At 56.3% G+C, this 11578-nt stretch carries 13 protein-coding genes; 2 read left to right on the forward strand and 11 right to left on the reverse strand.

Going from position 1 to position 11578, the window contains the following annotated elements; genetic code table 11:
* Positions 1–2: 2 nt before the first annotated feature.
* From VGL70_12780 to VGL70_12825, 10 genes are all read right to left on the reverse strand, one after another.
* Positions 3–488 (reverse strand): hypothetical protein, encoded by a 486-nt coding sequence (locus tag VGL70_12780; GenBank protein HEY3304399.1) that lies wholly within the window; start codon positions 486–488, stop codon positions 3–5.
* A 271-nt stretch (positions 489–759) separates the two neighbouring features.
* Positions 760–1848 carry a response regulator gene (locus VGL70_12785; protein HEY3304400.1) on the reverse strand — a complete coding sequence of 363 codons (1089 nt, stop codon included), beginning with the start codon at positions 1846–1848 and terminating at the stop codon, positions 760–762.
* A gap of 40 nt (positions 1849–1888) precedes the next feature.
* A complete protein-coding gene (locus VGL70_12790; GenBank protein ID HEY3304401.1) occupies positions 1889–2200 on the reverse strand; it encodes a hypothetical protein in 312 nt (103 codons plus the stop codon).
* Positions 2201–2284: 84 nt separating this feature from the next.
* Positions 2285–3322 (reverse strand): ABC transporter substrate-binding protein, encoded by a 1038-nt coding sequence (locus tag VGL70_12795; GenBank protein HEY3304402.1) that lies wholly within the window; start codon positions 3320–3322, stop codon positions 2285–2287.
* A 74-nt stretch (positions 3323–3396) separates the two neighbouring features.
* On the reverse strand, positions 3397–3762 hold the full coding sequence (locus tag VGL70_12800) for a response regulator (GenBank protein HEY3304403.1): 366 nt from the start codon (positions 3760–3762) through the stop codon (positions 3397–3399).
* A 28-nt stretch (positions 3763–3790) separates the two neighbouring features.
* Entirely contained in the window at positions 3791–4252 is a 462-nt protein-coding gene (locus VGL70_12805; GenBank protein HEY3304404.1) for an endonuclease domain-containing protein, read from the reverse strand.
* Positions 4253–4346: 94 nt separating this feature from the next.
* Positions 4347–7280: an ATP-binding protein gene (locus VGL70_12810; GenBank protein ID HEY3304405.1), complete on the reverse strand. Its 2934-nt coding sequence runs from the start codon at positions 7278–7280 to the stop codon at positions 4347–4349.
* A 74-nt stretch (positions 7281–7354) separates the two neighbouring features.
* Positions 7355–8329, reverse strand: a complete 975-nt coding sequence (locus tag VGL70_12815) for an ABC transporter substrate-binding protein (protein HEY3304406.1) — start codon at positions 8327–8329, stop codon at positions 7355–7357.
* Between the two features lie 88 nt (positions 8330–8417).
* On the reverse strand, positions 8418–9467 hold the full coding sequence (locus VGL70_12820; protein HEY3304407.1) for an ABC transporter substrate-binding protein: 1050 nt from the start codon (positions 9465–9467) through the stop codon (positions 8418–8420).
* The gene (locus tag VGL70_12825) at positions 9464–10498 is read right to left on the reverse strand and encodes an ABC transporter substrate-binding protein (protein ID HEY3304408.1); all 1035 of its coding nucleotides are present in this window, start codon (positions 10496–10498) and stop codon (positions 9464–9466) included. Before VGL70_12825 ends, VGL70_12820 begins: the two co-directional genes overlap by 4 nt.
* On the opposite strand from VGL70_12825, the gene VGL70_12830 reads away from it, so the two are divergent.
* Both VGL70_12830 and VGL70_12835 read left to right on the forward strand, forming a co-directional pair.
* Positions 10497–10739 carry a type II toxin-antitoxin system HicB family antitoxin gene (locus VGL70_12830; GenBank protein ID HEY3304409.1) on the forward strand — a complete coding sequence of 81 codons (243 nt, stop codon included), beginning with the start codon at positions 10497–10499 and terminating at the stop codon, positions 10737–10739. The genes VGL70_12825 and VGL70_12830 overlap by 2 nt on opposite strands.
* Positions 10720–10926, forward strand: a complete 207-nt coding sequence (locus VGL70_12835) for a type II toxin-antitoxin system HicA family toxin (protein ID HEY3304410.1) — start codon at positions 10720–10722, stop codon at positions 10924–10926. Before VGL70_12830 ends, VGL70_12835 begins: the two co-directional genes overlap by 20 nt.
* 82 nt (positions 10927–11008) lie before the next feature.
* Here the strand turns inward: VGL70_12835 and VGL70_12840 are convergent.
* The coding region (locus tag VGL70_12840) for an ABC transporter substrate-binding protein (protein HEY3304411.1) at positions 11009–11578 on the reverse strand (570 nt) is incomplete at its 5' end.

An 11578-nucleotide genomic window follows, 5' to 3' on the forward strand; every position in this document is an offset into this window, starting at 1 on the left:
GGTCAATGAAGCGTGGCCTCACCGCTGTTCTCTTTTGGGATAGTCGAAACCTCCCATTTCCCCGTTCCGGTTTTTTTAAGTCCAGGTATTGCAGCTATTACTGTGCCAATGACAGCCGGAGGACGCTTAACTCCGAGTTCGAGCCCCTTAGCTTTAAGAACCTTCATAACATCGACAATGGTTATGTGCTTGTTTCCTTGGTTTGCAAGCGCTACTGCGATCTCTCGAATAACACGACTCCGATCTATGGGATTCAAATTGGTAGGTTGCTTTGGTTTTTCTTCTCTCTTGTTTGCAGGTTTTCGCTCAGGCTCTTGCTGACGAGCGTACATAGCTAATTTTCTGATTAGATCAACTTGACGCTCAAGCGATTCTATTTGGCCTCCTATTTCATTTAAACTCGTGACTGCGATTCGTTTTACCTGGGCAAAATCACCTTTGGCAAGAAAAGCAGCAATCATTTTCACGAAATCTTTCTCTTTTTTCATGGAGTCACCCCTCAAGCCAGTTAGTTAGTAAGTTCAACTATCTATACTAGCTAACTAGGACCGTGTCAAGCCCGGTGATGCGATTTGGAACGAACGGGCTTTCGGTGGCGGAAAAGGGGAAAGGGCAGAATCTTAAAGCGGGTCAGCCAACTATATTATTGCCAAAAAAATGTGATTTTATTTTGGCGTTATCGCCGCCATGAACGATTCGCGGATGAAAAACTGGCGAAACGTTTCCCAGCGGAGTTGTGGAAGAAGTGAACGGCTTTGTCTAATCTTTGATTCTGACGATGTTGAATGCGCCCACGGGACGCGCGAAGCCTTTGAGCTGGAGCTCGCTCAACGGCTCGCTCTCAACGATATGCTCCACTCTGCTCAGCGTCTTCTGATTCGTGAGGATCTGTCCGCCTTTTGCCTCGTCGCAAAGGCGGGACGCCAGATTGGTGACGTTGCCCACCGCGCCGTAGTCCATGCGTCCCTCGAAGCCGATGTTTCCCAGAGTCGCGTAGCTCGAAGCCAGCCCGATGCCTAAGTCGAGATCATAGCCTCTCTTCAGCCAACCGGCGCGCAGCTCCCCGGCCTTGGAGCGCATCTCCACCGCCATGCGCACCGCCCGCTCGGTGTGGTCCTCGCACGGTAGCGGATCGTTGAAGAAAATCATGATGCCGTCGCCGGCAAAGCGCTCCAGGGTTCCTTCGTATTTGAAAATGATTTTTCCCATCTCGGCGTGATAGCTTCTAAGCAGTTCCATGATCTCTTCGGGCTCGGCGCTGTCGGAGAAAGCCGTGAAGCCGCGCAAGTCGAGAAACACGACCGTGATCTCGCGCCGATGGGTCTTAAAAAGACTGTCGTCGTCTTTCTTGAGAACGGTTTCCGCCACTTGCGGAGAGAAATAACGCTTGAGACGGCCCATGCGCTCGATCTCGGCCACCTGCTCCGCGACTTTCTCCGCCAGCGATCGATTCAGTTCTTCGAGCGAGTCGTGCAACTGCTTGAGGCGAATCATCGCGCGGACGCGCGCCAGAAGTTCGAATGAGTCGAACGGCTTGACGATGTAATCGTCCGCCCCGGCGTCGAGCCCCCGCACCTTGTCCTCCTGCGAGCCCTTTGCGGTCAGAAGGATCACGGGAATCGATTTGTACCGTTCATCCCGCCGCAGCCGCTCCACCGTTTCGATGCCGTTCATCTTCGGCATCATGTAGTCGAGAAGAAGAAGGTCCGGTTTGAAGCTCTCTACTTTGTCGAGCGCCTCCGCGCCGTCATTGGCTCGCTCGACGGCGTAATTCTGATCCGTCAGTTCCTGCTCCAACAGATCCAGGTTGAACGGCTCGTCGTCGACGATCAGAATTTTCTTCGGCATGGCCCTTGCCCGCCAACTTTTGTGCCGTAGTGCCGCTTATTTAGCGTCCGTCGACCAGTCGGTTGCGCTCGCGCACGACTTCCGCTCTCTGGCGCAGCACTTCCTCGCTGCCCAGGGGATCATAGTCGCACGACCCGTAGAAATCGACGATGTCGCCCTCGCTCACGTCCTTGAGAACCGGACGGCTCGAATACAGCGTCCTTTTCTGAATCGCGGGAAACTTCAGATGGCAGTAATTGCCCGCGGTCCCGACGGCTTTCTTGTAGATAAGGCCTTGCGCGTCCCCTAGCGGCAGATTGAAATTGAGAGCTCCCGCCAACACCAGGAAAAAAAAGAAAATTTTGAGTTTCATATCGCTCCCTTTCCGGCCGTTTCGGCCTTCTCACATATTCTAATGACAAATTTTTTCTTTCACCAACGGTATTCATGACCGCGTTTATTTTATCACTTTGTCCGCCCGCGCCAGCACGTTCGCCGGAACCGTTAGGCCGATCTGCTTCGCCGCTTTCAAATTGATCACCAGCTCGAACTTCGTCGGCTGCTCGACGGGGAGATCGGCCGGCTTGGCGCCCTTTAAAATCTTGTCCACGTAAGTCGCGGCGCGGCGGTACAAGTCGGTAAAGCTCACGCCGTAGGACATAAGGCCCCCGTCTTCCACATAGTCTCGCCTGTCGTATATCGCCGGGAGCCGGCTCTTTGCCGCGAGGTCTGCGACTTGTGTTCGGTGAGAGTTGAGTACGGGGCCTCCACGCACCAGGCCCGCGTCAGCACGCCCCCTGCTTGCCTCTCGGAATGCAGTCTCAAGATCCTTGGGACTTGGTACGTCTAGGTGTTGAAGCTGCACCCCGAGTGCCCCTGCCACGAGTTCTATCTCTCTTCGAATTTGGACGTTGGCCGGGAGGGTTGAAGTTCCAAAGACGGCCACGCGGGAGAGCCGAGGAACGGTCTCTTTCAGAAGCTCCAGTTGTTTTCCGCTTAACTCCGGGGCAACTCTCGACAGTCCCGTAATGTTCCCGCCCGGCCGCGCCAGGCTGGCGACGAACGCGTTCCCAATAGGATCGGTATTCTGCGCCATCACAATGGGGATGGTAGCAGTGGCTTCCTTGGCCGCCCGGGTGTTTGCCGAACCACCCGTGACGATTACGTCTACCTTGAGACGCACCAGTTCGGCGGCAAGCGCGGGGAGCCGATCGAATTTTCCCTCCGCAGATCGCCACTCAATGACAATGTTTTTTCCCTCCACGTACCCAAGCTCGCGCAGACCCTGCCGAAATGCCTCCCTGACGTCCGCGCCAGCCGAAAGGGAGGTGCCAGTGAGGTACCCTATTCGCGGGACCTTCGCCGACTGCTGCGCGTCGGCGGTTGCCGCCCCACCAAGCACAGCGATGACTGGAAGGAACAGAAATATCTTTTTCATCGCTTCTCTCTGGAAGTGCTGAGTGCCGAGGGGGATGAGTGCTGAGTTTTTTTTCATCCCGACCTCAGTCCTCAGCACTCATAGCCCAGCACTGCTCTATGCGCTTTGCTCCATGCCTTGCGCCTTCCGCCTCAACCGAGCAGCTTTTTGATCTTTATCATCAACTCGTTCTCATCGACGGGTTTCGCGATGTAATCGTCGCAGCCGGCCTCGCGCGCCGTGATCTCGTCGCCGACCATGGCGTGCGAAGTCACCGCGATCACTGGAATGTGCTTCAGATCGCCTTTTGCTTTGATTTTCCGCGTCGCCTCCCAACCGTCCATCACGGGCATGCCGAGGTCCATAAGTATCAGATCGGGCTTCTCCCGTTCCGTAGCCTTCACCGCCTGCTCTCCGTCCACGGCTTGCGCGAGGTCGTAATCGTCTTCCAGAAGCTGGACGAGCAAGTCGCGGTTCCACTCGGTGTCGTCGACAATCAAGATTTTCTTTCGTGACATAAGCTTTCCTCCTCTGCCATCAGCCGTTTTAGATTTGGCCTTGGCGGGATCTCCCTTGCTTTGTTGCATTCTCCTTGTCCGACCCTCTCCCTGTGGGAGAGGGACCGGGTGAGGGGTCAAGCGCAGGCTTCGAGTCGTCTACGGCCTGCATGATCTGTTGCAAAACCGCGTCGATATCTTCCATCACTTCGTTGTCCCAAAAGCGTAAGACTCTGTAGCCAAAAGAAACCAGGACGGCTGACCTCCTCTGGTCCGCAGCAGTCTGCCTAGCGTGCTGCCCCCCGTCGAGCTCTATGACCAAACGATGTTCAAAGCAGCAAAAGTCGACGATGAAGGAGCCGATTGGATACTGGCGGCGAAATTTAACGCCACAAAGCTGACGTGCACGGAGACGGGTCCACAGTCTTCTCTCCGCCTCGGTTTGATCACGACGCAGTCGGCGAGCTCGTTCCCTGAGAGTTGTGGAGCTTGGTTCCACCAGTTCCCTCACCCTGACCCTCTCCCTGAGGGAGAGGGAATTGTAAGAGTCGATCCAAAATCAAAAATGGCGTCCCTTTTATGCCTCACGCTTCACGCCTTACGCTTCACGTTTCAGCTTTTACTCCTTCCGGTTGCTTATAGATCATGGGCAGCGTGATGGTGAATTTCGATCCCTTGCCCGCCTCGCTCTCGACGCCGATATCGCCGCCCATGAGAATCACAAACTTTCTGACGATCGCGAGCCCCAGGCCCGTGCCGCCGTACCTTCGCGTGCTCGACATATCCGCCTGGCGGAACTCGTCGAAGATGTAGTCGAGCGCTTCTTTCTTCATTCCGATCCCGCTGTCGGAAACCGTGAGCTTCAGATTGCCGTTTTCCTGCCACGCCGAAACTTTGATCTCGCCTTTCTCGGTGAACTTCACGGCGTTGCTCAAGAGGTTAAGGACCACCTGCTTCAGCTTGTCGCGGTCTGTTTTCATCGGCGGGATGCCTGGGGCAAGTTCGGTAACCAGACGGACTTTACCGTCCTTCAACATCGGTTCCACGGTTGACGTCGCCACTCGAAGGATGTCATCCAACTTGAACGTCTCGGCGTAGATTTCCATTCGGCCCGACTCGACCTTGGCCAGGTCGAGCAGCCCGTTGATCAGGTTGAGCAGATGCTCCGAGCTGATAAGAACTTTCTGCAGATTTTCTTTTTGCAGGTCCGCGATCTGCCCCTCGACTTTACGCAGCACCAGCCGGGTAAAACCGATAATGGAATTCAAAGGCGTCCGCAGCTCGTGGCTTACGTTGGCGAGGAACTGCGACTTGTGGCGGTTGGCCGCTTCGAGCTGCTGATTCTTTTCTTGGATTTCCTGGAACAACCGGACATTCTCAATGGCGATCACGGCCTGATCGGCGAAGGTTTTGACCAGCTCAATCTGCCGCTCCGTGAACGGCTCGACAACGTCGCGCCAAATGGAAATGACTCCGATCGGGGTTCCTTCTCGCAGCAGCGGCACTGCAAGCACCGTTCGTGCTCCCGTGAGGACCGCCAGCGGGGAAGGATCAACCTGTGCTTGCACATCAAGTACATGAGCGGGCTTTTTCTCAATAAATGCGCGCCGTGTATCTGCCTTGACAGTGGAGGCTCGGAGAGTAGCGATCTGTTCAGGCGTTTCACCGTAACTGGCAACCAGTTGGAGTAGCTCGCCGTCGAACTGGCGGATGTGACCTTGCTTGGCGCCGGCAAGCTTCACAGCGTTTTCTATGACCGTATCGAGCACGGGCTGCACGTCGGTTGGCGAACCGGCAATGACGCGCAGCACCTCGCCCGTCGCAGTCTGCTGTTCCAGTGCCTCGGTGAGATCGCGATTCTTCTCCCGGATCTCCTGGAACAGCCGCACGTTCTCGATGGCGATCACCGCCTGGTCGGCGAACGTCTTGAGCAGGGCGATCTGCTTCTCCGTGAAAGGTCGGACCTCCGTACGGCGGATTGTGATTGCCCCAATAGGCATGCCCTCTCGAAGCAGTGGCGTGACCAGAATTGTGCGGGTGCCAAAGCGCTCCGCGTATTCCCTGGAATCCGGGAATCTGATCTCAAGCTCCTGCTTAAGATCGTGAACATGGAGGGTTTGTCGCTCGATGATGACGCGGCCAGTCACTGAATACTGGCTGATCGGCATGACTTCTCCGGGTTTTTCCATCGAGCCGAAGGAAGCCACGTGGCGCATCGAGCCGTCTTCGACTAACCGGATCTGAGCGTCGTTCGCATCACAGAGTCGCGCAGCCCTCTGAGCAATAGCGTCCAGCACTGGTTGCAGATCCGTCGGCGAGCTGGCTATCACGCCCAAGATCTCACTCGTGGCAGTCTGCTGTTCCAGAGATTCGGTGAGCTCTCTTGTTCGCTCTTCGACTTTATGCTCAAGCCCGGCGTAGGACTCCTGGAGCTGCGCGGTCATCTTGTTGAACTCGTCTGCAAGAGCTTCGATCTCGTCGCCCGTCTTGACCTCAAGACGATAGCCCAGCTCGCCGCTGCCGATCCGCTCCACTCCTTTACGCAGCGTACCGAGAGGCTGAATTACGCGACGCGCCACGAAGAAGCTGGCGAACAGCGCCATGCCGAGCCCGATCAAGAGCAGAGTGGAAGTCCGGACCATCGAGGCGTAGAGCGTCTCGTAAGCCTCCTCGATGGGTCGCTCCAGCATGACCGCCCAGTCCAGAGTCGGAATCAGCGCAAAAGAGCTCAGCACCTCCTTGCCTTGTAGGTTTTGCGCTACAATGGCGTTCCGTCTCGGTATGCCGGGGCCGGTCTGGAAAGCCGCCTTGACTTGATCGAGTTGGGCGACGTTGCGTCGTTGGAGAACGAGGCTGATATCCGGGTGAGCGATCAGCTCGCCGCTACGCGTGACGGCATAAGCGTATCCAGCCTTTCCCACGGTAATACTTGAGACCACGTCGCCGATGTACTTGAGGTTGACCTCGGCCTGGAGCACGCCGATCACGTCGCCGGCGAAGCGCTCGATCGGCACGGCGATCGTCATGTAAGGCTCCGAGCCGCGCACGAAATGGACCGGACCGAAGTACGACTTGCCCTGCCTTGCCTGTTTGAAAGAAGGAGTGACCGAAAGATCTTTTTTCGCTTCAGGAAGCACGGTTCGGAGCCGCGACGCTTGCACGCGGATCGCGCCGTTCTCGTCGAGCGCTATCGCCTCGGTCATCGCGGGCGCGATCAACAGAAGTTTTTCCAGCTCGAAGCGAAATTCCGGCGTGAGTCCCCTGGGCGCGATCTCGCGGCTGCGCGTCGCTCCCTTCAAAGTATTATGGATCTCTTGAACGAAGCGCTCGATCTTGAAGGCGGCGCCGGCCGCGACTTCCCGTTGATAGAGACCCAATTGCTCCCGGCTCTCTTGGTAGCGGAAGTAGATCTCGACCAGGCCGCTTGCGATCAATCCCCCGCCGACCAACACCACGGAGATGAGAAAGTAATCGCGCACCAGCCGCCCGCGCGGCCGCCGGCGAAAGATTCGACCCAGGCGCAGGAGTCTTTGTTGCATCCTTGTCATCTTACCCTACTCATCAGGGGCTTTGCATCCTTCTTCTTCCGCCTTGCCGCCATTGCGGCCTGATTTCACTTGATCACCTTGTTCGCTCGCGCCAGGACGTTCGGCGGTATCGAGAGACCGAGCTCCTTTGCAGTCTTTAAGTTGATCGCAAGCTCCACGTCCTCGACCGTCTCGATGCGAAGGTCGCGCGGGTGCGCGCCGGCGAGAATTTTTTGCACGTACTTGGCCGAAAGCCGGCCGATCTCGTAGTAGTTCTGGCCGTAGCTGGCCAGCCCGCCCTTGGCGACGAGACTCCGCTCATGGAACATCGTCGCCAACCTCTTGGACCGCGCTGTGTCTATAATCAATTGAGCCTGGCTAACGACCCTCGCGTCCGAGGTGTAGAAATAAGCGTCGGCCTCGCCGGGTTTGAGTTCCTGCAGCGCCTTCTGCAGTTCCTTGACGGAAGCAACGTGCTTCTCGACAAACTTGAGGCCCAGGCGCTGGGCCTCGGTCCGGCCCAATTTGGCTGCCTCCACCGCGATACGGTTGCCAGGGTCGTAGAATGTCAGCACTCGACTCACCTTTGGCAGAATCTCCTTTAGGATCTCCAGACGCTTCGCCGTGAGGTCACCGACCAGATAGTGAATTCCGGTAAGCCTTCCTCCGGGTTTCACAAAGCTATCCACCAGTCCGCCGACAACTGGATCGCTCCCCATACCAAAAACGATCGCTACATTCGTGGTTGCCTTTTTCGCCGCGATAACGACTGAACTGCCAAGCGCATATATCAGGTTGACTTTCTCCCGCTCGAAATTCCTCGCAGCCTCCTCCGCCGCCTTCGCGTCACCCTTCGTATCCCGAATCGCAAGCGAATATTGCTTGTCCTCTTCAAGCCTGAGCTCCCTCAGCCCTTCTTTCAGCCCGTCGATCGTCTCGTACAACGGCCCCCCCGGGAGCAGAACGCCGATGCGAGCGGTCTTCGCCTGCTGCGCCTGAGCGAACGGAACAATAGACGGTAGCGCGGCGGTAAGTAGACAGATGATGATTTTCCTGTTCATAGTTTTTCCTGTTTGCTATTTTGTGTTGTATCTCGCCTCACCCTTCACACTTCACGCCTCACGGCCCTGTCCCGAGCTCGTCGAAGGATCATTTGATCACCCTGTCCGCCCTTGCCAGCACGTTGGGCGGAATCGTCAGGCCGATCTGCTTGGCGGCCTTCAGATTGATCACCAGCTCGAACTTCGTCGGCTGCTCGACAGGCAAGTCGGCGGGCTTGGTGCCCTTGAGAATTTTGTCAACAAAATATGCGGCACGGTGAAACTGATAGCGGAAGTCGATTCCATACGACATCAGTCCGCCTTCATCCACATATTCCCGCCTGTCGTAAATTGCCGGCAAACGGTTCTTCGTCGTGAATTCGATAAAGCGCGGACGCTGCGAGGCAAAAAAAGCATCGGGGACGATGATAAGTGCGCCGGCGCGCTCCCGAACGATCGACGAAAATGCATTCTCGAGATCGTTTGGCCTTTGTGCCTTCAAGAATTGTAGCGTCAGGCCCAGCGCTGGCGCCGCAGCTTCGATTTCCTTCACCGAGCCGCCGCCCGGATTTGCGGGATTGGAGAGCACCGCGACCCGTGAGAGTCGCGGAAGTGTTTCCTTGAGTAACTCCAAGCGCTTGCCGCTCAGCTCCGGGCTAAGGATTGTTATGCCGGTAACATTACCACCCGGCTTGGCCAAGCTGGCGACGAGTCCGGTCGCCACTGGATCGCCCGCTGACGCGAAAACGATCGGAATCGTGCTAGTCGCCTGCTTCACGGCTCGTATCGCAGACGTACTCGCCGTCACGATTACGTCCACTTTCAGACGGACCAGCTCTGCAGCGAGAGCGTGAAGTCGATCGGGAATTGATTCGCCCGCTCGACGCGTAATAGCGATGTCGCGCCCCTCGATATAACCGAGTTCGCGCAGACCGTCTCGGAAACTATCATGCTCAGGTTGCGCACACTTCGCTGGGCATAAAAAACCTATTTGGCGAACTCTCGTTGACTGCTGCGCCCTGGCCGGAAAGCTCAGGGCGAGGAGCGATACACAAAACGCGTAGCAAACGAATTTTAGTTTTTTTCTGTTGCCTAATGCCTGTTTCAGCTTGAGGCTGATCCGCCAATCTTTTTGGCGGAGCCTACTTCCTGTTTTCACTTGATCACCTTATCCGCCCTTGCCAGCACGTTCGGCGGAATCGTGAGCCCGATCTGCTTCGCCGTTTTCAAATTGATCACCAGCTCGAACTTCGTCGGCTGCTCCACCGGGAGATCGGCCGGCTTCGCGCCTTTTAGAATCTTATCCACGTATGTCGCGGCGCGCCGGGCCAAGTCGTTCAAGTTCACGCCGTAGCTCATAAGCCCTCCGGCTTCCACATAACTTTGCAGTTGATCCATCACCGGAAGCCGGCTCTTTACGGCGAGTTCTGCAATCTGTGGTTGCTGAGAATTTATGAGCGGGCCCGACACATTCATAAGGACTGCGTCGGCTTGCCTCTTGTTGGCGGCCCGGAATGCGGTTTCAATATCCTTGGGACTCAGTACGTCAACGTATTGAACCTTCACGCCTAACGGTCCTGCGGCTAGTTCGATCTCTCTTAACTCTTGTGCGTTGCCCTGCTGGGTCGAAGTCCCGAAGACCGCCACGCGGGAGAGCTTGGGAACGATCTCCTTCAAAAGCTCCAGCCGTTTTCCGCTTAACTCCGGGGAAAGGATGGACAAACCAGTGATGTTCCCGCCCGGACGCGCAAGGCTGGCGACAAACCCATTGCCAACAGGATCGCCAACCTGCATCATCACAATGGAAATCGTAGAAGTTGCTTCCTTGGCTGCACGGGTGTTTGTCGCACCACCCGTGATGACGACATCGACCTTCAACTGCACAAGTTCGGCCACCAGCGCGCGCTCGCGATCGCGTTTTCCCTCAGCAAATCGCCACTCGACGACAATGTTCTTCCCCTCAACATAGCCGAGGTCCCGCAGCCCCTGCCGCAATGCCTCCATCCGCGCCGACATACTGGAAAGGGAAGAACCAAATAGGACTCCTATCCGCGGGACTTTCGCTCGCTGCTGCGCTTCGGCTAGCTGCAACGACAGCAGAATTACAGCAGCAACAACGAAGAGGTAAACTCTAGCTGCCGACGTAAACTTGTTTTCACGGGAGGGGCGTGTTAAAAAGTTTCTCATCATGCGCTACTCCGTGTTTCTCGAACCTGTAAATGAGCCGGAATTTCAGGGCTATTACTACGCACACGTCCCCGCGCTCGATTTGACAACACACGGCCAGGGCATTGAGGGAGCGCTTGCTGCCGCGAAGGAATTGATTGAGGCCTGGATTGCCGAGAAAAAGGCTCACGGCGAGCCTGTACCCACCGAAGCAAAATCCCAGATCGCCCACGTCGAAATCCCTGATGCCTTACTCCGCCCGTGAGGTGCTGGCAAAACTCCTTCGTGCTGGCTTTGTAGAAACACGACAAACCGGAAGCCACAAAGTTCTGCGCCATCCAGACGGGCGACAGACTTATGTAGCCATGCATCCCGGCACGCTGCCTACCGGAACGTTCCGAAAAATTCTCAAGCAAGCAGGCTTCAGCGAAGAACAGTTTCGCGCGCTGTAAGAACTCTTTCATCCTAACTTGTTTCCTCAATCCAAAACCTGTGGTGAGCGATGTCGAACCATCGGCAATCGAAAATCTAAAATTATTTAATGACTCTGTCCGCCCGCGCGAGCACGTTGGGCGGAATCGTGAGACCGATTTGTTTTGCCGTTTTCAAGTTGATCACCAGCTCGAACTTCCTAGGTAGCTCTACTGGTAGATCCGCCGGCTTTGCGCCTTTAAGGATTTTGTCAACGTACACGGCAATCCGCCTCTGAGGCTCATCACGGATCGGCCCGTAGGACATAAGACCTCCGCTCTCGACGTACTCCTTAAACCCAAACGCGCTAGCAAGCCGGTTCTGCGCGGCGAAGTCTGCAATCTGCTTACGGTGCCCCGCAGTTATGGGATCTGGAAACGCGATGAGAGCATCGGCCTTTTCCTTGATGATTGCGCCGAAAGCTTGGTCGACATCGGCGGAGGCTCTTACTTGGTGGTAATGGAGGGTTGTTCCCAGGGTTCGTGCGGTGCCCTGCGTCTCCATCAATTCGCGTTGTTCCCCCGGATGCGCCGGACTTGCCAGAACCGCGACGCGAGAGACACGAGGCGCAACCTCCTTTAGAAGCTCTATGCGTTTACCTGCCAGCTCAAAGGCAAGCCAGCTTATACCCGT

It is taken from the genome of Candidatus Binatia bacterium, assembly GCA_036504975.1.
Lineage (GTDB): Bacteria > Desulfobacterota > Binatia > UBA9968 > UBA9968 > JAJPJQ01.